Origin of the sequence: Labrenzia sp. PHM005, assembly GCF_006517275.1 — a bacterium.
In the GTDB taxonomy this organism is placed as follows: domain Bacteria; phylum Pseudomonadota; class Alphaproteobacteria; order Rhizobiales; family Stappiaceae; genus Roseibium.
This window is the reverse complement of the sequence record NZ_CP041191.1, coordinates 4,913,536-4,936,954: the sequence shown is the minus strand read 5'-3', so window position 1 is coordinate 4,936,954 and position 23,419 is coordinate 4,913,536. Positions and strand designations below refer to the sequence as shown.

The window sequence follows — 23,419 nt, the reverse complement described above, 5'->3', positions numbered from 1 at the left end:
TGCAGCACGAATTTGATTGTCTTTGTTTTGCAACATGGGCTTAGTAGGTCTCGCGGACAATCCGGGCGCTGGGAGGTAAATGACGGTGAATGTTCTCTCCATCGAGGGGCTGACAGTAGAGTTTAATACTGCCGAAGGCCGGACGCAGGCCGTCGACGATGTGTCTTTCGTTGTGCCGGAGAACAAGACCGTGGCTCTCGTGGGAGAGTCTGGTTCCGGAAAAACGGTCATTTCCCAGACAATCATGGGTTTGCTGCCGCAGGCGGCGTCGGTAACCGCCGGCAAAGTTATCCTATCTGATCCTACCGGCACCGAGCAGCCAGTCGACATTGCCGCGTTGGACCGTAAGGGCCCGCAAATGCGCCATCTGCGCGGCAATCGGGTCGCGATCATTTTCCAAGAGCCGATGACGTCTTTGTCGCCACTGCATACGATCGGCGATCAGATCGGCGAAGCGGCCATGCTCCACCGCAACGTTTCTGGAGCGGAAGCCCGTGAACTGACACAAGAAATGCTGCGTTTGGTTCAGTTTCCGGACCCCGCGCGCGCTTTGGACACGTATCCGTTCGAATTGTCCGGCGGATTACGCCAGCGTGCGATGATTTCGATGGCCATGATTTGCCGGCCAGCGCTGCTGATCGCCGACGAGCCGACGACTGCGCTCGATGTAACCATTCAGGCGGAGATCTTAAAACTCATTCGCGATGTGCAATCAGAACTCAGAATGTCAGTTCTGATGATCACCCATGATTTTGGTGTGGTCGCCAATATGGCAGACGAGATTGCGGTGATTTATCATGGCCGGATCATGGAAAAAGGCACCGCAGAGCAGCTCTTTTCCAACCCGCAGCATGATTACCTGAAGGCGCTTTTGAATGCGGTTCCAGGCTTTCATATGGACAAAAACGAGCGGCTGGTGCCGATCCGTCCAATCGAAGTAAAGTCGGATGACCTAACGAAGAACCGGCCGAAGTGTGATGTGTTGCCAGGTGAGACGCTGGTCGAAATGCGCAATGCGACCAAGGAATTCACCCTTCGCAAGGGATCTTTTTTCGGATCGAAACCCAAAACCCTGACAGCGCTGGATTGCATCAATTTGACCATCAAACGCGGCGAATGCCTTGGTTTGGTTGGTGAATCGGGATCGGGTAAAACGACGGCTGCTAAGGCGATCCTGAGGGCGATTGGCCTGGAACACGGCGAAGTCGTCTACAATCGCGGCCACGGGCTTGAAAACATAGCCGATCTGTCTGGCGCTGATTTGATGGACTACCGCCGCCGGGTTCAGCTGATTTTCCAGGATCCGTTTTCCTCGCTAAACCCGCGAATGACTGTCAACGACATCCTGTCCGAACCGTTCGAGGTGCATAACATTGGCACTGCGGAAGAACGGGCCGAGCGGGTCCGCGGTCTTATGACACTCGTAGGGCTCGACCCAAGGTTCCTGCGCCGGTATCCGCATTCCTTCTCCGGCGGTCAGCGTCAGCGGATCGGAATCGCCCGAGCGCTTGCTCTCAATCCAGAATTTATTTTGTGCGATGAGCCGACGTCCGCGCTGGACGTGTCGGTACAGGCGCAGATTTTGAACCTGCTTCAAGATCTGAAGCGGGACCTCAATCTCACGTATCTGTTCGTCAGTCATAATTTGGCGGTTGTCGACTACATCGCAGACCGGATCGCCGTGATGTGCCGCGGCCGGCTGGTCGAGCTTGGAGAAACCCGGGAAGTCGTCTCCAATCCGCTTCATCCTTACACAAAGGCGCTGTTGTCGGCTGTTCCGGAGCCAGATCTGTCGGCGCCTCTAGATTTTGCGGCTCTCGATGCCAATCGTGCATCGGAACCGCACCTTTGGCCGGAACCCTTTCGGCTGACCGGTGGTGACCGTCCATCGCTCTTTGAAATAGAACCAGAACATTATGTCTGCGCACCTGGCCTTAAGAATGCCGGGGCGCTTGAGGGGACTGCAGCATGAACTTTAAAAAAGCCTTGGCGTCAGGTGTCTTCCTGTCCGCCTTTGCGCTCGCCGGGCCTGTGGCCGCCCTGGAATTGAAAGAAATTCCGGGGCTCGATCCGAATTTGCCACCTGTTGCTGAGCGCGTGCCGTCTGAACCACTTGTCGTGGATTTGGAAGCCAAAGGGCGGACCATAGGCAAGCATGGTGGTTCTCTGAATACTTTGATTGGGCGAGCAAAAGACGTTCGGTTGATCAATGTTTGGGGCTATGCGCGCCTGATGGGCTACAACGACAAGCTCGAACTGGTTCCAGATCTGCTGGAGAGTGTTGAAGTCGAGGACGGGCGTATCTTTACGCTGCATACCCGGGAAGGTCACAAATGGTCTGACGGGCATCCTTTTGGGGCTGAAGACTTCCGCTACTATTTTGAAGATGTCGTCACCAACGAGAAGCTGACCCCATCCGGCCTGCCGCCGTTTCTTCTGGCGGATGGCAAAGGTCCGAAATTCGAAGTGATTGACGAGACTTCTGTCCGCTTTACTTGGGATGCTCCCAATCCCTTGTTCTTGCCACATCTTGCCAAGGCGCGCCCGCCGTTCATCTACCGTCCGGCGCATTATTTGAAGCAATACCATGAGAAATACGGCGATCCGGATTTCATTGCCTCCGAGGCTGCCAAGGTAAAAGCCCGCAGCTGGGCGCCTCTGCACGGCAAGAAAGACGAAATGTACAGCGCCCGCAATGTGGACCTGCCGACGCTTCAGCCTTGGGTGCGCAGCAATGACAACAGTGACCTGCGGTTCATCTTAGAACGGAATCCGTACTACCACCGCATCGACAGCACGGGCCAGCAACTGCCGTATATCGACGAAGTCATCATGACTGTTGCCGATGGCAAGCTGATCCCGGCAAAGACCCAAGCCGGAGAAAGCAATCTTCAGGCGCGTAATTTGAGCTTTTCTGACATCACCGTGCTGAAAAAGGGCGAGAAGCTGAACGATTATGTGACCGCGCTTTGGTCCAATGCCAAGGGGTCGGAAATGTCGATCCTGCCAAACTTGACCGTCAAGGACCCTGTCTGGCGGAAACTGATGCGTGACACCCGTTTCCGTCATGCTTTGTCGATCGGGATCGACCGGAACCTCTTGAACCGGGTTCTGTTTTTCGGCCTCGGAACACCGGGCAACGACACCGTGTTGAGCATGAGCCCGCTTTATTTGCCGGAATACACCAGGAAGTGGGCCGAATACGATCCAGAAAAAGCGAATGCGCTGCTGGACGAAATTGGCCTCACGGAGCGGAACGGCAAGGGGATCCGCCTGATGCCTGACGGACGGCCACTGGAGATCATTGTTGAGACGTCCGGCGAGAGCGAAACCCAATCCGATGCTCTTGAACTGATTGCTGAGAACTGGAAAGACATCGGCGTCAAGCTGTTTGCCAAGCCGAGCCAGCGCGACAACCTGCGTGAACGCGCGATCACCGGTGATCTGGTGATGTCGGTTTGGTGGGGCATGGATAATGGTATTCCGACCGCTGATATGGACCCAGAGGAGCTTGCACCGGTGCAATCGGAGAGCCTGACCTGGCACGCCTGGGGCGATCACTATGAAACCAAGGGATCTGGCGGTGAACCAATGGATTGGGCGCCTGCCAAGCGGTTGATGGAGCTTTATGAAGCCTGGCTGGTTTCCAAGACACCGGACGAGCGCACGGCGATTTGGCAAGAAATGCTCCAGATCCATGCGGACGAAACCATCCGCATTGGCTTGGTTTCAGGCGTCCGCCAGCCTGTCGTGGTCAAGGGGGTCAAAAACGTTCCGCTCGAAGGCATCTATGGCTGGGATCCGGGTGCGCATTATGGAATTCATCGCATGGATGAGTTTTATATGGCTAAGTAAGGTCTGAACGAGACCTGGATCCACCCCTACGCGACTTCAAAGGGCGAACTATGGCTGACCGGCTGGAAATGACGTCAGAGCTGATTGACTATGTGTGTGAGGTTGGCACACGGGAAACGCCGGCCTTGGCCAAACTGCGGCAGCGCACGCAAAGCCTCCAAGAGGCAGATATGCGTGTGCCGCAGGAGCAGGGGCAGCTGCTGCATTTCCTGATCCGCACTTTGAACGCAAAGAAGGTCATGGAACTCGGTGTTTTCACCGGATACAGCAGCTTGTGGATGGCGTCTGCGCTACCGGACGACGGCAAGCTGATTGCGATCGACAAACGCCCGGATTGGCAGGCGATTGCTGAAAGCCATTGGCAGGAAGCGGGGGTCCGGAACAAGGTCGACTTTCGCGTCGGGCGGGCAGAAAAGGTAATCGAATCGCTGCTCGATGCTGGAGAAGGCAGCACTTTCGATCTGATCTTTATCGACGCCGATAAGAAGAGTTACACACGCTATTACGAGTTGGCGCTGAAACTGCTGCGCACCGGCGGGATCCTGGTTTTCGACAATATGTTGCGCCTTGGCGATGTCATCAATTCATCGGTGAGTGATCCGGCCGTTGACGACATCCGCGAGCTAAACCAGAAACTCAATCAGGACGAACGGGTCGTAATATCTATGCTGCCGTTTTCCGATGGGCTGACGCTCGCTCTAAAGACGTCGTAGTAATAAGGCTGTAAGGTGCTGTGCGCGGGTTGGGGAAACCCGTGCAGGGATTGGGCTGAGGGGAATTGTAGGTGCTGTACTATATTTCGCGCCGGATATTGATGATGGTCCCGACCTTGTTCGTGATCAGCTTTCTGGTGTTCTTCATTATTGAATTGCCGACCGGCGATTACATTTCCAACCAGATTGCCGCGCTGAAGACCTCCGGTGAACAATCCTCTATTGCCAAGCTGGAATTCTTGCGTAAGGAGTTTTCCCTCGATCGTCCGTTTTTTGAGCGGTACCTGATCTGGATCGGCATGTGGCCGGGTCCGCACGGCTTCGACGGCCTTTTGCAAGGCAATTGGGGCTGGTCATTTGAATTCGACAAACCCGTTGCTGACGTGATCGGGCCGACATTGCCGCTGACCGTTGTTCTCAATTTCGCGACGATCCTGTTCGTTTATGTGGTGTCTTTCCCTATCGGCATCTATTCAGCTACCCGCCAGTACTCCTGGGGTGATTATGGGTTTACGTTCATTGGATACGTGGGGTTGGCAACGCCAAACTTCTTGCTTGCGCTGATCCTCCTTTATTTCTTCAATCGTTGGTTCGGCCTGTCCGTCGGAGGGCTGATGTCTCCCGAATACATCGATCAACCTTGGAGTTTCGACAAGGCGATGTCGGTTTTGGCCCATCTGATCGTGCCCACTGTCGTGATCGGAACGTCTGGTACGGCCGGCATGATCCGGCGTCTGCGCGCAAATCTTCTGGATGAACTTCACAAGCAATATGTCACTACTGGCCGGGCCAAAGGCTTGAAGGAAGGCCAGCTGTTGGTGAAATATCCGCTGCGCATGGCGATCAACCCGTTTATTGCCGATATCGGGAACTTGATCCCGTCTCTGGTCTCCGGTTCGGTCATTGTTTCGGTTGTCATGAGCTTACCGACTGTAGGCCCGGTTCTTTTGTCGGCCTTGCAATCGCAAGATCAGTTTTTGGCCGGATTTGTGCTGCTGTTCGTTGCCATACTCACTCTGATCGGCATGTTGATTTCCGATCTCCTCCTGGCAGTGCTGGATCCAAGGATCCGTCTTGGCGGGGGGGCTGCATCATGACGAAGGATGTCAAAACCAAGGACGGCACGCGCGACGCCGGTCATTATGTCGATCCGGCGCCGTTCAATCCGGCCGTTGTCGAAGAACTGAGCCCGGAGCAGGAGCGGTTTTATCAGGCCTCCCAGTGGCAGATCATGTGGTGGAAGTTCAAACGCCACAAACTGGCCGTCTGGTCTGGAGTGGTCTTACTGCTGTTCTACCTCTGCGTTCCGTTTGCCGAAGTGATTGCGCCCTACACGCCGAACAGCCGGGACAGCTATCACCTTTATGCGCCGCCGCAGCCGCTACACCTGTTCCATGAGGGCCAATTCGTCGGCCCGTTCGTTTACGGCCTGAAGTCCGAAATCAATATGGAAACCCTGCAGTGGGAGTATTCTCCCGATCCGGAAAAGGTTCAAAAACTGCGGTTTTTCTGTAGTGGAGACACCTACCAATTCTGGGGGCTCTTTCCGGCCAAGTTCCGCCTGTTCTGCGCAGCTGAAGGGGGGACAGCTTTTCTCCTTGGCACAGACCGGCTTGGGCGTGATCAATTCTCCGGCCTTGTCTATGGCGCAAGGCTTTCACTGACAATCGGTCTTGTCGGGGTGACCATCTCGATTGTCCTGGGCCTGTTTTTTGGCGGCATTGCCGGGTATTTCGGTGGCATCGCCGACACTCTGATCCAACGGCTGATCGAGATTATGCGGTCCCTGCCTGAATTGCCCTTGTGGATGGCACTGTCGGCGGCACTGCCTGTCACCTGGAGTCCGGTCTGGGTCTATTTCGGCCTGACCATCATTCTGGGACTGCTTGATTGGCCGGGACTTGCTAGGGCGGTGCGTTCCAAGCTGTTGTCTTTGCGCGAGGAAGAATACGCCAAGGCCGCCGTCATGATGGGCGCCAAGCCGAAGCGGGTCATAACACGCCATCTGCTGCCAGGCTTCACCAGCCACATCATCGCGTCGGCAACCCTGTCGATCCCGGCGATGATCTTGGGTGAAACCGCGCTGTCCTACCTCAATCTGGGGCTTCGCCGTCCTGCGATCTCCTGGGGGGTTCTGTTGAACGAAGCGCAGAACATTTCTGTTGTGACGGTCTATCCTTGGCTGATGGCGCCGGTCATCCCGATCATCATTGTGGTTTTGGCGTTTAATTTCCTCGGGGATGGTTTGCGCGACGCCGCCGATCCCTATAAGTGATCCCTTGAGAAATGATTTGTACTGGCGGGCCGGTTTGGCCCGCTCTGTCCATTGGAGTAGATATGTCGAAAAACGCGAGCACTGCCGAAGGCTGGGATGAAGAATACGAAGCCGGGCGCTGGGCCTTTTTGCGCTCGCTGCCGGAAAGCGGCCGTTATGGCATCATCGGCATGTGGTTGACGCTGACCAACTCCATGGATGAAGTGTTGGATATCGGCTGTGGCGAAGGTTTGCTTTATGAGCGGCTTCAGCCGATGGGTGTCAAACGGTATGTCGGTATGGATTTGTCACCGGCCTCTTTGGAAATCGCGGACGTAGATCCGGAAATTGCCTCCTTGCGCGCGGGCGATATGCATACCTTTGAACCAAACGAAGGCGAGCAGTTCTCGGCGATTGTTTTCAACGAAGTTCTGCATTTCGCTGAAGATCCTGCTGCAGTTGTTGCCCGTTATGTGCCGTTCCTGAAAGAGGACGGTGTCATTGCACTGTCCATGTATGCACCGAACAAGCCGGAGTCCGGTGCCAACAAGCTGATCGCCAAGCTTTGGGACGCCACAAGCGACGACAGCAAATGGGACGTTCTGGACGATTATAGGCTTCAGTCTGACAAGAAGAATGTCACCTGGCGCATGCGGCTGGTGAAACCGGTTGTTTGAGGCGCAGTGAGGCTTTGACGTTCTTCCCAAGAGGGAGGGCGGCACGCATTATTGAGACGTTGGCGATGGAGTATTTTGCCAGCCAGCGTCTTTCAAACGCCAAATGATCTCATTTGGGTGTTCCGGATATCTGAACAACCGCAACAGCAGTTTGTCGATTGGAACTGATGGCCAAGTGTCCTGGAGCTTGGCCGCATAACGACGGGCTTGTTTCATGTTGCCCGAGGCATGGCTTGCTGCAGTCTGTATTGCCACAACTGCAGGACTAACTGGCCCACCGGCCTCTGTCGAAGTTCTTATTGATTTTAAAGCGCCCTTATAGTCTTCAAGAAAGAACGCTGCGGCGGCATAAACGTTTCCTGCGCCGGACCGGCTTCCCATCACAGGATTCATCGCCGCTGTCTCCAGAAGCTCCAGCACCAGGGGGAACTCTCCGTTCCAAAGAGCGACCGCACCGTAAATCTCGAGAATCTGATGGTTGTCGGGCGCCATTGAAAAAGCCAGCGCGGACAGGCGTACAGCTTCGTCATACTCCTTAATCGCATATTTGGACCAGGAGGCCGCTGACTGTGACCAAGGATCTGTTGGATTAAGTTCAATCGCCTTGTCGGCCATCTGGCGGGACTGGGCTGTGAACTCTGTCTTTTGAGGTCCGGGAGGGGAAAGAACGGCAAGAGTACCCAGGATTTGTGCGGCACCAGCATATCCACCCGAATATCCCGGATCCAGATTAATGGCCTGTTGAAAGAAACCGAGCGACAGCTTTTGCCGCGTCAAGTCAAACAATGGCAGCATCATATCGCGCGCTTGTTCGGCCATCGTCACCGCCTGAAGCGCTGTAGGAGATTTTTCTAAAAGCGCCTGGCGTTGCGATGCCCTGTTTTCTCCGGCTTCACCGCTATCTTGTGTTACCTGGAAATTGCCAAGATAAACGAAGACAAGAAGGACTGTAACTGCCAGGGAAAGCCCGCCTGCAATCAGGTGTCGCGGTTTCAGACCGAGAACAAATTTCTGTGTTTCCGGACTGGCCTGCTTGTTCTCAGCTGTTTCCGGCTGAAGGTCATCTGTCTTCTGTCCGGAATACTCGAACCGGGGTACATAGCCGCCGCTGTCGATGTGAATGCGAATCCGGGAATTCCGGCCTTCATCGGCGTAGTAGTCCGCCAGGCGGCGGCGCAAGCGTCTGGCATCCACACGAACGACATTTTCCGGGTCACCATCGGTCGCAGCTGTTCTGCCATATACATCCTGGGCAATCGTTTTGCCTCTGATTGCATCAGAGCGCCCACAGAGTGTTTCGGTGACCACATACTCAAGAAAACTCTTGAGCCGGTCGGCATTTGAAAAGCTCGGACTGGCTAAAACGTCATGGAGCGCAGATAGGATATCCGGCGAGTCACGGTGAAATTCACGTGTAATATTAGTGGTTACCTGATCCGGCATAACATGCCCAGTATTCTATAAAACCGCTTAATTTTCAACGCTTGGTGGCTTAGCGTCACCGTGAGTATCACTATATTTCACTTACATTCCTCTGCGAGATAAGGAATGTTAGACTGGAATAGGTGGAAGTACTTACGGCGCTCGATGTGGAACGAATAAAAAGGGTGTTTCCGAACGAATGGCAGTCGATCTTGAAAAGATGTGCCACAGATCCAGATCTTTTTGAGATTTGTGAGGACATTGATCGCTTGGCTGCTGACGTGGAGAAAGCGGAAGCCAATTTCGAATTTATGTCAGACTGCTTGAAGTCTGACGTTCTTGGCAGCATCGATGCTCTGGTTCAGGAAATCAGAGAAAAAATAGACCTGACCTGAACCAAAAATAGCGCGTGGCCCCATCTAATTACCGCGCTCATTCCCCCTAAAACTGCCGGCCATCTGGTGACTACCTGATGGCCGTTTTTCTTTTCTAATGCAGCAATCCCATATGTCCATTTGCTCAGTTCGGGATGACAACAATCGTGGATTTGCCGCCCTTGTTGCGCAAGGCATGAACGTCGGCAAGATCCGGATCGTTGATCCATGCCTGAGCAGCTTCTGCACTTGGGAAGGACAACAGCGCGGCGATGTTCGGCCGATCGCCGGCTGTTTCCAGAACGACGGGCTCTGGATCTGCGCGCACGACTGAGCCGCCGTGCCGGGCAAGGGCATCTGGGGCTTTCTCGCGATAAGCGCCGAGGGCGTCTTTGTCAGTAACCGTGATCAGGGCAAGTGCTTGAGTGGTCATGCGGAACTCTCCTTTTTTGTGACAAGGTCAAGATAGGCAGTTGGTGGCATGATAAAAATTCTTCAATATCGAACAACTTCTGTGCAAAAATGCACGGCATGGAAAAGTGGGATGATCTGAAATTTGTGCTCGCCATTGCAAAGGCGGGCAGCATCACCAAAGCGGCGGGTCTTTTGAAGGTGACACATTCGACCGTGTCGCGGCGCCTTGCCAGTCTGGAAGAAGAACTCGGGACCCGCCTGTTTGAGCGGATCCCGGACGGGTTTGTGCCTACGGCTGCCGGACAAGAAGCCCTGGAGACCGGTGCGCGGGTGGAAAAAGAACTGCTGGCGCTCGACACAAGCATCACCGCCCAAGATGCCGGGCTGGAAGGACCACTCCGGATCACCGCGCCCCAGTTGATGTTTCAGGTGCAGCTGTCGGAGATCATGAAGGCCTTTGCCGAACGGCACCCGCGGATCCAGATGGAGATGATCGCGGCCAACGAGGTCTTGAGTCTTCATAGGCGCGAGGCGGACGTTGCGGTGCGTGTCACAAACAAGCCGGATGAGACGCTGTTTGGCAGAATGGCGACACGCCAAAAACGCACTTACTACATCTCCAAAGATTACGCCCGCCGGTTCGGCGATGCGCTGACAGCCAGTCCCTCAGACATTTCGATCGGTTGCCTTGTGTTCAAATGGGCTTCACAGCGTGTGCCCAAGCGGATCAAGGCCCGGTATCCGAACGCCCATGTCAGTGTGCTGGCCGATGACATGATTGCGGCCCATGCCGCAGCCAAAGCGGGGCTCGGAATTGTGAATATGCCGTGTTTCATGGGCGATCCGGATCCGGAACTGATGCGGTTGCCTGGGCTAGAGCCGGAGTTTTATCTCGACATTTGGCTGCTGACCCATCCCGACTTGAAAAATGTTGCTCGCATCCGGACCTTCATGCGCTTTGCCGCAGAGGCTTTTGCGCACAAAGGCAGCCTTTACACTGGGGGATAGTCTGCTCGCTTAGTGTACGCGCGCCAGAAACCAGTTTCGGGTGGCATCGTCTGCCGGCAGCAGGGTTTCAATCCGGATGTCGTCCAATGCCGCATCGGCGCTCATGCCGATGGTCGCAATCATCGAAAATAAATTGAGGTCTGCATCGCCAACCGTGAAGTTCATGGTCAGGACCGGCACAGGCGCAGATGTTGGTGCGCTCTCGAGCGCTTCCCGTACACCGGGTAGTTCCACAAGCTCCTTCAAAAGAGCCTGAGCGTCGAGGTCATTTGGCCGGCGCGCAACTTCCATCTCTAAAAGCCGCATGAGCGCCCGGGTGTTCGGCTGCCAATTAACGAGGCTGTCGCGCACCGGGCCCGGCATCATGATCGCCCTCAAGATATTGAGCTCTGTGACATTGCCGATTTCGCCGAAGAACGATTGCGCGGCCGCATTGGCTTTTTGAATGCTCCAGATCCGGTCGACGCTGAAGGCAGGGAACGGCTCATGGCCTGCCAGAACATGATCAATGGAAGCCTGCACGGCGGTTCTGGTGTCCGCGCTCCAGCGGGTGTCCATGGAGGGGGCCGCAAACCCGGCGGAAATCAACAAGGTATCGATTTCGGCCGCCGGCATTTGCAGCGCAAAGCCCAGCTGAGCAATGGCCGCACGGCTCGGCTGTGACCGGCCGGTCTCCAAAAAACTGATGTGCCGCTGGGAAAGACCTGCCTCAAGCGCAAGGTCAAGCTGGCTGAGCCGGCGCCGGGAACGCCAGGTTTTCAAAAGGCTGGGAAAAGCTGTGTGGTTTTCAGACATGCCACACTATTCAGCGGAACATTGGCGTTTGTCCATTACCTCTCACGTAATTGAGATCATTCAGCGATCAGGCATGCTTCGTGGCATTCACAATCTTTGAGAGGTGTTCGTTATGTCTACACGCCGGTTTGCCCAAGCTTTATTGACTGCCAACGCAGCGACGTCCGCAATCTCCGGTCTCGCCTTGCTTTTACTCCCTGGTGTCTTCGCCGACCTTCTGTTTGCCGCCCCAACAAGCGCCCATGTTCTGGGAACAGCACTGGTTGGGGGCGGTCTTTTGATCTTCGCCTTCGATGTCGCTCTGATCGCCAGGGACAAGTTTTTAACGACCAAAGATCTTTATCTTGTGTCCGTTGCGGATGATGCATGGGTATTGGCGAGTATCGCCGCTCTTGTGTTTTTTTCCGCGCATTTGACCAGTTTTGGTTGGTATGCGGTGGCGGCTGTCGCAGCCGGGGTCGCCGGATTTGCAGTCTCGCAGTCTTTGATAGCGCTGCGGCTTTCACCGCCTCGCAGCCGGTTTTCAATGGCCAAAGCTGGTAAGGGATTTGAGATATCAGTGACCCGCGAGACGCGCGCCTCCGCAGAAACGGTTTGGCAGGTTATGACCGATCATCCGGGGTATGCCGATGTCGCGGACAATCTCTCCAAAGTCGATGTTCTTAGCGGAGAGGGCCCCAACACCCGCCGCAAATGTTATGGCCCGAAAGGCGAGAGCTGGACGGAAACCTGCGATCTTTATCAAGACGGCAAAGTCTTCGGCTTCAAGGTCCACACGGACGCGGTCGATTATCCTTATCCGTTTAAACGGGTACAGGGCCGTTGGTCTGTGACATCGAAGGGATCCGCAGCCGAGTTTTCAGTGGTCATCAAGGTTGAACCAAAGAACGGGATAACGGCGTTGATGATGCAGATGGTCGGCTTCCGCACCATTCGGGCGCTGATGATCAATCTTGCTGACAGATGGGCGGACCGCATGGAGCGGGAAGAGCGCGGACCGGCCCTTCAAGTTGCCGCAGAATAGGTTTCACCACTTACTAAAAAGCCGGGCCGCATAAGCATGCGGCCTGTCATCAAATCCAGCGGCGGACCTTCTCAAGATACGCCAGATAGTCTTCGCCAAAGACCTCTTTCAGACGTTCTTCCTCGGGTTTTATCTGGAATTCAGTCATGTACCAGATGAACAGCGGGCCGATGATAACAAGCGTCAGCGTTCCCCAGTGGATCCCAGCGGCGAGCAGAAGGCACAGGAGCCCGAAATACATCGGATTGCGGCTCACCTTGAAAAAGCCCGTAGTGACCAGCGTGCTTGCTTCTTCGGGCTTCATTGGATGTACGGTGGTTTTGGCCTTGATGAAGGCAACCACCGCTTGACCGCCAAAGGCACAGCCGATCAACGCGACGACAAAGGCTACAGTTCCCTGAAAAGCAGGTGAAATGCTGGCAAAGGGAAGGGCGACATGACCGGCGTAGAGGAGCGCCAAGGCGATCAGAAAAACCACAACGGGCGGGACTTTTAGTTCCAAAGACACGTCTTTAACCCAAAACAATCGGCTGGCCGTGGGGCGTGGATTTGGCCGCCTTGTCCCAGGCATCCCGCAGCCCCTGTAATTGGCTGGCTTCCGCTACTTCCTTGCGAGTGAGCAGGGTTTCAAACGCATTCAGCCAATGATCGTAGTAGCCGAGTGTGTCGCCACTGCCATCGCCATCCTTGGCGAGTTCCGCACCCAGAGTCTCGGCCCATTCCTGCCAGGTGAACACACCGCTCTCATAAGCTTGCAGCGTCATGGCAAACACCCTGGCTTCCCAAGGTGCGGTAAAAACCGGACCGCCGTCCTGATCGAGCGGCAGGTTCGGGGTGCTAAGAACGGGATCAGGCAGGGTCAAGATAAGGCTCCCAAAGATCGATCCGAAGAGTGAGTTTGGGGTCGCTGTCCGGCCCCCAGATATCTGTACCCTTGAAAGCAACGCTGTAGAGCCAGGTGGGCTGTTCGCCGCGCCCATGAGCATTGGCATCCGGGAAGACATGCACGCCATGAACAGCATCGATGGTGCCGATCGTATCACGGGCATAGCGGGGCAGGCGGGTATGGCCTTCCGGGTGCATGCGTTTGGTGCGGATCCTGTCTCCCGTCTTGAAGCGGGCAGGGGCGTTTTCCGGCCGGTCGGCCGGTCCGCCCTTGGCCAAAACGGCGGCGACATTGTCTGCCTTGAGGATCTGTTTGACTGGTTTCGCCGGGTCTTGAGCTGTGCCGCTGGCAAGTTCTTCCTTTGTGATCAGATCCTTGTCGAGACAGAGCTTTTCCAGGCCGAGAGTCCAGATCTTGTAGTAGCTGGAGCTCAGATAGATCGGCGGCGGCAGCGTTTCTCGGGCATGGCGCGAGGTATCGATGTTCCAGCTGCCGGTGGCGCCCATGGCAAGCGTGATGGCAAAGGCCCGTTCTTCCCACTTGGCGTGAAAATTCGGCTCGTTTTCTTCCAGCTCGATCGGGCCGAATCCCATCTGGCCGCCGAGATCCTGCGCGCCATTCATGAGGACACCTCCAAAGTGGCAGGGTTAAGAGCGAGGCCAGTGCCGATCATGCTGTCCCGGGTGACGAGCTCAGCGAGTTTTTCCTCCGGCCAGTCCTCAGTGCCTGTAGGCCGTTCGGGGATCACCAGATAGCGGACTTCTGCGGTCGAATCCCACACCCGGATTTCTTTGTCCTCCGGCAAGGTGACACCAAATTCGGCCAGAACCCCGCGCGGGTCGCGCACCGCACGGGAGCGGTAGGGTGCGGATTTGTACCAGACCGGCGGCAGGCCCAGAACGGTCCACGGGTAACAGGAACACAAGGTGCAGACGACCATGTTGTGGGTGTCTTCGGTATTTTCGGCAATCACCATGTGTTCGCCCTGACGGCCGGTGAAACCGAATTCGGCAATCGCTGCGGTCGCATCACGTCTCAGCCGGTCCAGATAATCCGGATCAGACCAGGCTTTTGCCACCACCCGGGCACCGTTTTTCGGGCCAATCTTGGTTTCATAGGTCTCGATCAGCTCATCGAGCGCGGGCGGATCGATGTATCCCTTGTCGGTCAAAAGCGTTTCCAGCGCCCGCACGCGCAATTCGATTTCGGAGAGTTCCGAATGATCGTGATCATGGCTGTGATCGTGAGACATGGTGGCTCCGGGTGTGATCAGAATACCTAATGGATATTAGGCACTTCTTGGAAAATTCCAAGGGAGCAAACCTGTTCTGCGCTCTAACTGGATGACGCTTTGCGCAGCCGTGCCATGGCATAGGCGTCCACATATTCGCCGTCCCTGTAGACATAGGCCTTCAAGGTGCCTTCGATCATGAAACCGGCTTTTTCATAAAGACGGACTGCGGCGGCATTGTCAGCGATGACAGTTAGTTCCATGCGCCGAACGTCCATCCAGTCATCTGCAATGGCTAAAAGTTCGGCTAGCAGGGCCTGGCCGATACCGCGCCCCGTGTAGGCATCATGGACACCGATCCCCAGTCCTGCGGTATGGCTGCGGCGGCCCGAATAACGGCTGAAACCTGCGTGGGCTACCAGCACGCCATCTAGGAAACCAACCAGCAAAACCTGACCGGGAGTGCTGCCGTCCAACTCCTTTTCAACATCAGCCAGTCGCGGATAGGGCATTTGCAAGGTGCCATAGCGGTAGCCCGGTAGACTTTGTAATGCTGCAATCTCGGGGGCATCGGATCGTTTTTGTGCGCGTATGGTCAAGCCGTTGACCCACGGCACATTGCGGGCGATTGGCTGAAAATGTGCAGGAGAGGGCGTGTCAATATCCATGGCAGGTCTCTTCATTTTGCCGGGAAGCAGGTCTTGCCAGAAACCCTGTTCGTCGAGACAGGGTTGCAAGATGATGAAGCGGCCGAAGACCCAACCCGATCGTATTCCCTGGACGAGGCAACACCGGAGGAAGGGGCAACTTGAAGGGTAGCCATTTGATCATTCAAGCAGCGTCCTCTAGTTATAGTTGTGTGTCAACTCGGTCAGAACTCATTGCTTTGGGGGAAACTTTGCCAGGGCGTTTTGAGAATCTTTTGAGGACCGGCAGAATGATCGTTCTCTTTAGGACATTGGAGACTGAGGTGAAGATCGGGCTTGGCGGCGGCTGCCATTGGTGCACCGAAGCCGTCTTTCAGACACTTGCTGGCATTTCTCAGGTGGAACAGGGCTTTATTCGTTCTGATCCGCCCAATGCGTCGTGGTCGGAAGCAGTCTTGATCACTTTCGATCCTGCAGAACTCCCTCTTGAGGTCTTGATCGAAGTCCACTTGCGCACCCACGCAGCGACCTCCCACCACAAAATGCGCGGCAAATACCGCAGTGCGATCTACGTCTATGACGCCGGGACCGGCGTCCGTGTCGGGCGTATTCTGCACAAACTCCAAAAGGGTTTTGATGAACCGCTTGTCACCAAAGCCTTGTTCCTGGCGGACTTTAAGGCGTCTGACGACCAGTTCCAGAACTACTATCTAAAAGGCCCGGACCGGCCCTTCTGCAAGAGTTACATCGATCCGAAACTGGCCCTCCTCCGGCGGGACTATGCGGCTGTCCTGCGGCAAGATGTCGAGGCGGCGGAGTAGGGCCTTGCAGCAAGTTACCGGCTGTCCGGCTTAATCAGGTCGGCGCATTTGAAGTGACTGAAATCACATTAGAGTTTCATCTTGTGAGAGTTCTAAACGAAAATTGAACTCTCTCAATTGTCGTCCCAGCGAAGGCTGGGAGCCAGTACTCCGTGTCGTTAGCGATCAGAGACAGCTTCAATTCATGTGATTACTAGACCCCAGCCTTCTCTGGGGCGTCAAAACAAAGAGCAGAATTCTGCGGCTTCCGTTTTACAATTTCTTATTCCCATACCAGTGGGCTTGACCGGGTAACCCATGCTGCTCTCTTTCAACGGGTACAGAGTTTGTGGTGTGTGCTTCCTTATCTATCTTGTGTGGATCGTGTAATCGCCAAAAAGGGTTCTGCAAAGGAATTCGCATGCAACGGAAAGTCATTAAAAATGCGTCTGAGTTCTTCGACTTGAGATGCCCGGCGGATGTTTTGGTCCGGCGCTCCGCAGTTCTCGAGATCCTGAAACAACTCGATGATCGTGGCCTTCAAGTCTATGGCATGGAGGGCGGACCATTGTTTTCAGACGGCTCATACATGCTGAAAATGGCCTCTTGTTTCGATAAAAAGATCATGACCGGTGATCCCGGTTCTGCGGGTGTGATCAACAATTTGGCAATCGAATCTTTGAAGGAAGATCCACCTGAATGGGATGTCTATGAGTTGAGGGTGACGGAGGTATGAGTGATCAAGACTGTGACACCACGATGCAGACAAACAACTTAGACGGTATTCTCGATGAGAAAGTGACGAAGGTTTTAGTAGTACATGATAATTTGCAATTGTAATTTTCGTGTGGTTTTATTGTAAGTATCTATAATAAATACGAATTATCTTCCTGAAATATCAATGATTTGGTCGGTTTAATGGTTAGCCATGTAGAAGCAGGTGACCCAAAAGCATTTGTTTTTATTTTGCTGGATTCCGGCAGCTAACAGTCAGCTAGGAAGACGATTCGTTTAATGGTCCAGAGGCATTGATAATTGTAAGCGACGGCATGCCACTTGTTATTGTCCGTTAATGCAGTTTGGGTTTGTAAGATCGAGTTGATTGAAGCCCTAAATCCTGGGTGGTTCGATCTGGGAACACGCTGAAATGCTTAAGTGTTGCGAATGCAACAACCGTAACGGCATGGATTGCCGGATCAAGTCCGGCAATGACGAACGCGGGGTGAGGCTGGGTATCTGGAAACATTTTTCTTTGAACGGCGGGGCTGAGGATACACTCGCATTGATCCTCACACTTCGTCATTACCCGGCTTGACCGGGTAATCCATGCCGATACATCTCGATAGGGACAGCAATTGAGACGTGGGGAAACCGTTACGGATGTGGCTCCGGAAATCCGTGACGTTCTGTGAGCGCTTCCAGAATGGAATCCTTGTCATCAATGAAACCGCCGTCGTCCAGGATCAGCACCGGCAGGCTCTGGTTTTCTTCACCTAAAAGCTCAACGATTTCGGTTCGCGGACGCGGCCAGGCGATACGCTTGACGTCCAGGTCCGCACCAAGTTCCGGGAAGGACGCCAGCACGCCTTCCATGAGGGCGCAGTGCCAGCAATAGAAGGTTGTGTCCGGATAGGCAGGATCTTCAAATCCGGGTTTCAGCAGATAAAGCGTGTCGGTCATAACGGCAGGCCTTCAACGGTTTATAAGGTCGGCGGACAGGCAAAAAGATCTTTGATGTGTGGCCACTCAGCCCCCGGGTGGTGGGCGGCAATGGCGAGAAACTCGTCCAGAAATTCCCAGCAACCGTCGTCATGGACCAAATGATGGGTCAGAATGCCGAGCGGCTCCTGTGGGTTGGTCCGGCGTCGGCAAAGCTGCAGGTCAAACCGCTGTGCGGCGCTTTTCCAGCCGATGTAGCGGACTTCGCGTTTCCACTTGATGATGTCGACGTGGCTCTGGACCTGATGGGCGCGCGGCGCGTTGAGCCAGGTAAAGGTTGAGAGACCCGGCAGGCCGATCTCCGGCAGCATATCGGCAACCGGCCGGGCAATCCGGTTCCACGGTGGCACCATGGCCGGAATGAATTTGGTTCCAAAGAGCCGCTCAAGGTTGGCCTTGCCGTCTGTGAGCTGGGCGCGCAGTTCGTCCATGTCCCGGCGGCTGCCGAGTTCGGCCGCGCGCTCGCCAAGATCCTTGCGCTGATAGTTTTTGTGGTGCCAGCCGTGTTGCAGCACTTGCGCAAGCGGTTCGGTCTCCAGGCGGGCGCTCAAGGCCTCGCCAGCGTTCTTCGGAATAACGGCGAGAGCGATTTCAACATTATGTTTGTTGGCAAGCCCAAGCATCCGGTCGAGCGGTGGCGTCGGCTCAAACGCGTCATCGTCACGCCACCAAAAACGGACCTTGCGGCCGTGCTCGGCGAACCAGTCCAGATGGGCCGTCAGCTCTGAGCGGAAGCGGTCGAGATCCGCGTTCATGCGCTGCAGCCTTTAAGTTTTTCCATCAAGATGTCTGCACTGCGATCCGCGCCGCCCAAAAGAACCTTGTGATGACTGCGGGGCAGTGCCAGCGCATCGTCGGCGGCCTGTGCAAGACGCTCCGGTGTCAGCATGTCCTCGCTGGCGACCACCACCCGGCCATGGTTTGCCAGGGCCTTGGCTCGCTGCTCCTGCTCGGTCTCCGTTGCCAGCGCGAAGGGCACGATCACGGAGGGAACCCCGGCTTCTAAAACGTCAAGAACCGTGTTGTAGCCGCCCTGGCTGATGGAAAGGCGTGCGCGCTTCAAAAGGCCCGGAAAATCGGGCCGGGCCCGTTCGACGATGACACCATCACCAGCGCGGGCCTTGTAGTCCTGATATTCGTCTTCCGGCACATTGTGGCCGGCCAGAACCCGCCAGGTGCAGTCTCCGCCCCGCCGCGAGAGGGGCCTGGCATCGATAGCCGCGCTGAGCAGGCTTTCCGACATGGCACCGCCGCCGCAGGAGACGACCACTTCGTCTTCGCCATCGCCGTCCGGCGGCTCCGGCCGGTCGCCCTCACGCACCACGTAACCGGTATAGGCCAGAAGGTCTTCCACCTTGTGGGCAAAGGGAAAACTGTCGGCCAGCGTGATGAAATCCGGGTCGGCGTGGATCAGCACCGTGTCGAAATAATCACGGGCCTTATCAGCCATCCACTCTTCTTTCCAAAGCTGTTGCTTGGGCACCAGAATGTCGCGGATGGAACTGGCGATCACCGGCGGATTGTCCCGGTTTTTCGCCGTATCCATCAAAACAGAAAGCTCAAACTCGAACTGCCGGCGGCCAAAAGGGTAGGTCTCGGTCAAAAGAAGGTCGTAGGGCTTGGCGGCGAAGGCCTTGAGGGTTGCGGCAGTTCGCATTGCCCGCCAGTCATCGTCCAGGTCCTTGCCGTCGAGTGTGATCAGCCGGGAGAATTCGGCATTGGCCGTCTTGGCGCCTGGGAGCTCAAGTACTTCGAGACCTTCGACATCGAGGGTTGGCGGGATCTGGTTGCCGGAGGCCAGGGTAACGTCGACACCGCGTTCGGCAAGCTTCTTGCCGATTGCCGTTGCCCGTACCACATGGCCGGTGCCCAAAAGATGTTGAACGTAGATAAAGGCGGAAAGGGGCATGGTGTTCAGCGATCCTTGGCTTGGTCAAGCTGGCGGTGTTGGTAGTGGTCTAGTGCGGCTTTGAGAAAGGCGTCAAGCCGTTCCGCACCTGCCTGAAGCGAATGCACCTCGATCATGCGGATTTTGGCCGCCTCCCCGAACTGTCCGGCAAGCGCCGGAGTGTCCAGAACCTGCCGCAACTTGGCGGCAAACGCTGAGGAAGCGCCTTCCGGCGCTAGCAGTCCGGAGGTGCCATCGGCCATGATTTCCGGGACACCGAGCGCATCCCCGGCAATCACGCCGAGGCCGGAGGCCTGGGCTTCGAGCAGCACAAACCCAAAGCTTTCCCGGATCGCCGGCCAGACAAACAGATCATGCTTCGGATATTCGACAATCACATTTTCCGGCGAAAGCGCACCGAGCCAGGTGATCCTGTCTTGCGGGAACTTGCTGAGAATTTTCTCGCGGTTCGGCCCATCGCCAACAACCGTCAGTTGCCAGGGACGGTCTACGAGTTCTGAAAGCGCTGCTGCCAGCACCTCATAGGAGGCCGTCTTGTCCCCTTCGCGCATCATGCCAACGGTCAGCAATTTTAAAGGCTCTGCAGGCTCTGTGCTGGGTGAAGCGTTGCCGACTGATCCAAAAGCGCTCAGATCGAGAAACGGCAAAACCGTTCGCAGCCGCTTAGCCGGATCTGTTTCCGTTTCTTCAAAAAACGGCAAGAGACGGTCCCGGTCCCAATTATGCAGCGCGGCTATCCCATCGGCGCGTTTCAGCGCATCATCAGCTCCTTGAAAGCCAACAGCCCAAGGGCCTGTGCGGCGTTTGCGGGCGCGGCTTGCCTCAATCACGGCATATGGCACGTCAAAGCGGTCGGCGAGTGCCGGGCCGATCCAGTCCGGAGCCTTGTGATAAAGGTGATAGGTCAGGAAAAGGTCCGGCCGGTAGCCTTCACGTGTCCAGGCATCGCCAATCCGTTCAGCTTCTTCCAGTGCAGCTTTCTTGACCGCCAGGAGAGCATTGTCGCCGCCTTCCTTACGCCAAGACCGGAAGCGGGTCGCGATGCGGACCTCATGACCGCCAATTTCCAGCGCCCTTAGGATCAGCCGGCCCATGGTGCGGTCGCCCGATGGCTGTGGATCGTCCAGCGGTTTCATCGGGGCTGTGAAGGCAATCTTCACGGAGGATGACTCTTTTCGTTTTGGGTCCTAAATCACCTTTCGGAATTTCTCCGCCAAATGGTCCAGTCCCGGATGGGTCGCAAAATTTGTGCGCACGTTGTTGGCCGATGCGTGGCCAAGCCGGTCGCGTTCCTTCGGATCTTTAATCAGCTCTTCCAGGGCCTTGGCAAGAGTTGCCGGTTCGGCTGGCGGGACAAGTCGGCCCGTTTCCCCATCTGTGATCAGTTCAGGTATGGCCGAGACATTGGTCGACAGGCAGCAAATGCCCATGGATTGGGCTTCCATCAAAACGTTCGGGATGCCATCGCGGTCGCCGGATTTGGTGAGTTTGGACGGCAGGACGAAGAGATCCGCTTCCTGGCACGACTTGATCACCTCTTCGCGTGGCTGTGCCCCGCGCCAGGTAATCTTGTCCGACAATCCAAGTTTTTCTGACCGGGCTTTCAGTTTTTCCGAAAGCGCGCCGCCGCCGATATGCGTGAAGTGCCAGTTGAGGTCATCCGGCAGCTTGTTAAGCGCGGTCAAAAGGTCGTTGTAGCCTTTCTTTTCCACCGCACGGCCAACGGAAAGAAGTTGTACCGGCGCGCCGCTGCCGTCCCGTGCTGACGGTGTTTCCGAGGGCATTGGGAAGCCGCAGAAGTCCAGGCCGTGATAGACAAGTTCTACCTTGTCCGGATCCTGGCTGAGGCTCTTGAGATATTCCGCGTTTACACCGGTACAGGTAACGCCCCAGGCGGAATCATCCAGTTTTGTCCGAAGATCCCATTCCGGGCTGGTCCAGATATCTTTGGCATGAGCGGAAAATGACCATTGCCGGCCTGCCAAATGGGCCGCGTACCTGGATGCCGAACACGGGGTATGCAGATAGTGCGTGTGGATCCAGGTCACATCCTCAGGCAGTTCATGGGCAAAGACACAGCCTTGTGCCCACCGCCGCTGGCGGTTGGCATTGCTTTCCTGAGCAAAGTCCTTGTCAAACAGCGCTTTGGCTGCTTCGTAGGTCGGTTGCGTCTGGGCCCAACGCTTGGCCCGGGCAACCCGGGCCGGATCGTCCTTGACGTATTCCGGCAGATACATCACTTCGGCTGAAATCTGCCGGTGAAGATCATGAATGTACGGGTCATACGGCTGGCGCAGGGCGACGATCAGAATTTCAATTCCCCGCCGTTCCAGTCCCAGAATTTCCTGGGCAATAAAAGTTTCAGACAGGCGTGGATAGCCTTTGACCACTACGGCAATACGGGACATTTACAAGACTTCAGATCTTTGGAATTGGCAGGAACGGGACGTTAGAAATTGACCAGTTTTGGTGCAAGGGTTTCTTGCTTTGCTGCAAAAATCTCTCCAACCCGCTGGCCGACAACCTCAAGGCCGCCCAGAAGATTGTCGACACCCGCAGTGCTCGGCGGCGGCGATTGCGGCAGTTCTGAAAGAGCCAGGGCCATCAGGTCCGCATCCGGGTAATGATCGATCGGCAGAACCTTCAAAAGGTTACTTTTTTCAGCCCGCTCAGCCCGGATTGCCTGTTCTTTGCGCGGAACCACTCGGGGCACCATCAAGGTCGGTTTGTCGAACGACAGGATCTCGCAGAAGGTGTTGTAGCCGCCCATGCCGACAATTGCAGTCGCGCTGTTCAAATAAGGCTCAATCTGTGGCGTGAAGCGCAGAACCTCCACGTCACGCAGGTGTTCGGCCCGTTCGGTGAAGTCGGCTGCCGCGGCGGCCGGCATAAATGGGCCAAGAATAATCAGGGCGGGAAAGAGCGGGCGCTGACGGGCTTCATAGGCCTTCATGACCCAGTCGACCATTTCAACGCCATCGCCGCCGCCGCCGGGCGTGACCAAAATGTACGGCTCTTCGCCAAATGGGGCAGGCGCAGGCTGGTCTTCTGCAGACTTCGGGAGGTTCCGGCGCAGGTATCCTGTGTAGCGAAGCTTGTCCGTTATCGTGGCGGGGAGATCCAAGCCGTCGAGTGGATCGCAAATTCCCTCAGGGCCATAAACCCAAATCTCATCGTAAAGGTTTTCCAAGGCCGGGTAGACATTTTTCCGGTCCCATTCCTCTGCGAGCGTTTCCGGATCGTCCATCACATCGCGCAAACCCAAGACAAGACGGGTGTCCGTGCCTTTGAGTGCTTCCAAAGTGCCAAGCACTTCCCCGCGAAAACCCGTCGGTTCCTTGTCGACAATAAAGATATCTGGTTCAAAAACCTTGGCCGTATGCTCGATGATGGAGGACCGGATGGCCAGGGTTTGATCGATGTTGATGTGTAGCGACAGCGGTGTGTATTCGCCGTTTCGTAACTTGATCACGCCCGGAATGCGGACAAAATCAACCCGCGCACGGAACTCAAAACTGCCAATGATCGGTGAGCCTGACAGAATCAGGACAGACAGCGTACTGAAGTCGCCGACCAAAGACTGGGCAATCGCCCGGCACCGGCGCAAGTGGCCAAGCCCGAAAGAGTCATGGCTGTAGATCAGGATCTTCGGTGTGGTGGAACTCATACTGCCCCTGGAATTGTAATGCGG

General features: G+C 55.8%; 25 protein-coding genes. 11 read left to right on the top strand and 14 right to left on the bottom strand.

The genetic code is table 11. The features are described 5' to 3' along the window. The first annotated feature begins 79 nt into the window (after positions 1-79). From FJ695_RS22355 to FJ695_RS22330, 6 genes are all read left to right on the top strand, one after another. Positions 80-1,972: an ABC transporter ATP-binding protein gene (locus FJ695_RS22355; protein ID WP_209010779.1), complete on the top strand. Its 1,893-nt coding sequence runs from the start codon at positions 80-82 to the stop codon at positions 1,970-1,972. Next, the gene (locus FJ695_RS22350) at positions 1,969-3,855 is read left to right on the top strand and encodes an ABC transporter substrate-binding protein (protein ID WP_141187498.1); all 1,887 of its coding nucleotides are present in this window, start codon (positions 1,969-1,971) and stop codon (positions 3,853-3,855) included. The genes FJ695_RS22355 and FJ695_RS22350 overlap by 4 nt, the downstream gene beginning before the upstream one ends. A gap of 50 nt (positions 3,856-3,905) precedes the next feature. After that, the gene (locus FJ695_RS22345; RefSeq protein ID WP_141187497.1) at positions 3,906-4,568 is read left to right on the top strand and encodes an O-methyltransferase; all 663 of its coding nucleotides are present in this window, start codon (positions 3,906-3,908) and stop codon (positions 4,566-4,568) included. Between the two features lie 71 nt (positions 4,569-4,639). Next, positions 4,640-5,665 (top strand): ABC transporter permease, encoded by a 1,026-nt coding sequence (locus FJ695_RS22340; protein WP_141187496.1) that lies wholly within the window; start codon positions 4,640-4,642, stop codon positions 5,663-5,665. Then, positions 5,662-6,843 carry an ABC transporter permease gene (locus FJ695_RS22335; protein ID WP_141187495.1) on the top strand — a complete coding sequence of 394 codons (1,182 nt, stop codon included), beginning with the start codon at positions 5,662-5,664 and terminating at the stop codon, positions 6,841-6,843. The genes FJ695_RS22340 and FJ695_RS22335 overlap by 4 nt, the downstream gene beginning before the upstream one ends. 62 nt (positions 6,844-6,905) lie before the next feature. Further along, entirely contained in the window at positions 6,906-7,499 is a 594-nt protein-coding gene (locus FJ695_RS22330) for a trans-aconitate 2-methyltransferase (RefSeq protein ID WP_141187494.1), read from the top strand. Between the two features lie 48 nt (positions 7,500-7,547). Here FJ695_RS22330 and FJ695_RS22325 read toward each other — a convergent pair whose 3' ends face one another. Then, complete coding sequence (locus FJ695_RS22325; RefSeq protein ID WP_141187493.1) at positions 7,548-8,942, bottom strand: tetratricopeptide repeat protein; 1,395 nt, start codon at positions 8,940-8,942, stop codon at positions 7,548-7,550. Positions 8,943-9,064: 122 nt separating this feature from the next. Between FJ695_RS22325 and FJ695_RS22320 the strand changes: the two genes are divergently transcribed. Continuing rightward, positions 9,065-9,316, top strand: coding sequence for a hypothetical protein (locus FJ695_RS22320; protein WP_141187492.1), 252 nt, complete (start codon positions 9,065-9,067; stop codon positions 9,314-9,316). 124 nt (positions 9,317-9,440) lie between these two features. Here the strand turns inward: FJ695_RS22320 and FJ695_RS22315 are convergent, their stop codons facing one another. Further along, complete coding sequence (locus tag FJ695_RS22315; protein ID WP_141187491.1) at positions 9,441-9,728, bottom strand: DUF1330 domain-containing protein; 288 nt, start codon at positions 9,726-9,728, stop codon at positions 9,441-9,443. A gap of 98 nt (positions 9,729-9,826) precedes the next feature. On the opposite strand from FJ695_RS22315, the gene FJ695_RS22310 reads away from it, so the two are divergent. Then, the gene (locus FJ695_RS22310; RefSeq protein ID WP_141187490.1) at positions 9,827-10,717 is read left to right on the top strand and encodes a LysR family transcriptional regulator; all 891 of its coding nucleotides are present in this window, start codon (positions 9,827-9,829) and stop codon (positions 10,715-10,717) included. Between the two features lie 9 nt (positions 10,718-10,726). Here the strand turns inward: FJ695_RS22310 and FJ695_RS22305 are convergent, their stop codons facing one another. Then, positions 10,727-11,512, bottom strand: coding sequence for a helix-turn-helix domain-containing protein (locus tag FJ695_RS22305; protein ID WP_141187489.1), 786 nt, complete (start codon positions 11,510-11,512; stop codon positions 10,727-10,729). 112 nt (positions 11,513-11,624) lie between these two features. On the opposite strand from FJ695_RS22305, the gene FJ695_RS22300 reads away from it, so the two are divergent. Further along, positions 11,625-12,536: an SRPBCC family protein gene (locus FJ695_RS22300; protein WP_141187488.1), complete on the top strand. Its 912-nt coding sequence runs from the start codon at positions 11,625-11,627 to the stop codon at positions 12,534-12,536. Between the two features lie 49 nt (positions 12,537-12,585). Here FJ695_RS22300 and FJ695_RS22295 read toward each other — a convergent pair whose 3' ends face one another. The 5 genes from FJ695_RS22295 to FJ695_RS22275 all read right to left on the bottom strand — a co-directional run bounded on the left by FJ695_RS22295 (position 12,586) and on the right by FJ695_RS22275 (position 15,321). After that, positions 12,586-13,044 (bottom strand): isoprenylcysteine carboxylmethyltransferase family protein, encoded by a 459-nt coding sequence (locus FJ695_RS22295; protein ID WP_209010778.1) that lies wholly within the window; start codon positions 13,042-13,044, stop codon positions 12,586-12,588. Positions 13,045-13,048: 4 nt separating this feature from the next. Next, a complete protein-coding gene (locus tag FJ695_RS22290) occupies positions 13,049-13,399 on the bottom strand; it encodes a nitrile hydratase accessory protein (RefSeq protein ID WP_371708797.1) in 351 nt (116 codons plus the stop codon). Further along, on the bottom strand, positions 13,386-14,045 hold the full coding sequence (gene nthB, locus FJ695_RS22285) for a nitrile hydratase subunit beta (protein WP_141187485.1): 660 nt from the start codon (positions 14,043-14,045) through the stop codon (positions 13,386-13,388). The genes FJ695_RS22290 and nthB overlap by 14 nt, the downstream gene beginning before the upstream one ends. Beyond that, a complete protein-coding gene (gene nthA / locus FJ695_RS22280) occupies positions 14,042-14,674 on the bottom strand; it encodes a nitrile hydratase subunit alpha (protein WP_141187484.1) in 633 nt (210 codons plus the stop codon). Before nthA ends, nthB begins: the two co-directional genes overlap by 4 nt. 83 nt (positions 14,675-14,757) lie before the next feature. Then, positions 14,758-15,321: a GNAT family N-acetyltransferase gene (locus tag FJ695_RS22275; RefSeq protein WP_141187483.1), complete on the bottom strand. Its 564-nt coding sequence runs from the start codon at positions 15,319-15,321 to the stop codon at positions 14,758-14,760. Between the two features lie 269 nt (positions 15,322-15,590). Here FJ695_RS22275 and FJ695_RS22270 point away from each other — a divergent pair, with 269 nt between their 5' ends. Together FJ695_RS22270 and FJ695_RS22265 are read left to right on the top strand one after the other, a co-directional pair. Continuing rightward, the gene (locus FJ695_RS22270) at positions 15,591-16,121 is read left to right on the top strand and encodes a peptide-methionine (S)-S-oxide reductase (RefSeq protein ID WP_141187482.1); all 531 of its coding nucleotides are present in this window, start codon (positions 15,591-15,593) and stop codon (positions 16,119-16,121) included. Positions 16,122-16,521: 400 nt separating this feature from the next. Beyond that, positions 16,522-16,836 carry a hypothetical protein gene (locus FJ695_RS22265; protein WP_141187481.1) on the top strand — a complete coding sequence of 105 codons (315 nt, stop codon included), beginning with the start codon at positions 16,522-16,524 and terminating at the stop codon, positions 16,834-16,836. A 638-nt stretch (positions 16,837-17,474) separates the two neighbouring features. Here FJ695_RS22265 and FJ695_RS22260 read toward each other — a convergent pair. The 6 genes from FJ695_RS22260 to FJ695_RS22235 are packed head-to-tail and all read right to left on the bottom strand — an operon-like array spanning position 17,475 to position 23,395. Then, positions 17,475-17,780, bottom strand: coding sequence for a DUF3088 domain-containing protein (locus tag FJ695_RS22260; protein WP_141187480.1), 306 nt, complete (start codon positions 17,778-17,780; stop codon positions 17,475-17,477). A gap of 20 nt (positions 17,781-17,800) precedes the next feature. Next, positions 17,801-18,574, bottom strand: coding sequence for a polysaccharide deacetylase family protein (locus tag FJ695_RS22255; protein WP_141187479.1), 774 nt, complete (start codon positions 18,572-18,574; stop codon positions 17,801-17,803). After that, positions 18,571-19,728: a glycosyltransferase family protein gene (locus FJ695_RS22250; protein WP_141187478.1), complete on the bottom strand. Its 1,158-nt coding sequence runs from the start codon at positions 19,726-19,728 to the stop codon at positions 18,571-18,573. Before FJ695_RS22250 ends, FJ695_RS22255 begins: the two co-directional genes overlap by 4 nt. A 5-nt stretch (positions 19,729-19,733) precedes the next feature. Beyond that, positions 19,734-20,888: a glycosyltransferase family 4 protein gene (locus FJ695_RS22245; RefSeq protein ID WP_141187477.1), complete on the bottom strand. Its 1,155-nt coding sequence runs from the start codon at positions 20,886-20,888 to the stop codon at positions 19,734-19,736. Between the two features lie 27 nt (positions 20,889-20,915). Beyond that, positions 20,916-22,136 (bottom strand): glycosyltransferase family 4 protein, encoded by a 1,221-nt coding sequence (locus tag FJ695_RS22240; protein ID WP_141187476.1) that lies wholly within the window; start codon positions 22,134-22,136, stop codon positions 20,916-20,918. Between the two features lie 41 nt (positions 22,137-22,177). Beyond that, positions 22,178-23,395: a glycosyltransferase family protein gene (locus tag FJ695_RS22235; protein WP_141187475.1), complete on the bottom strand. Its 1,218-nt coding sequence runs from the start codon at positions 23,393-23,395 to the stop codon at positions 22,178-22,180. Positions 23,396-23,419 lie beyond the last annotated feature (24 nt).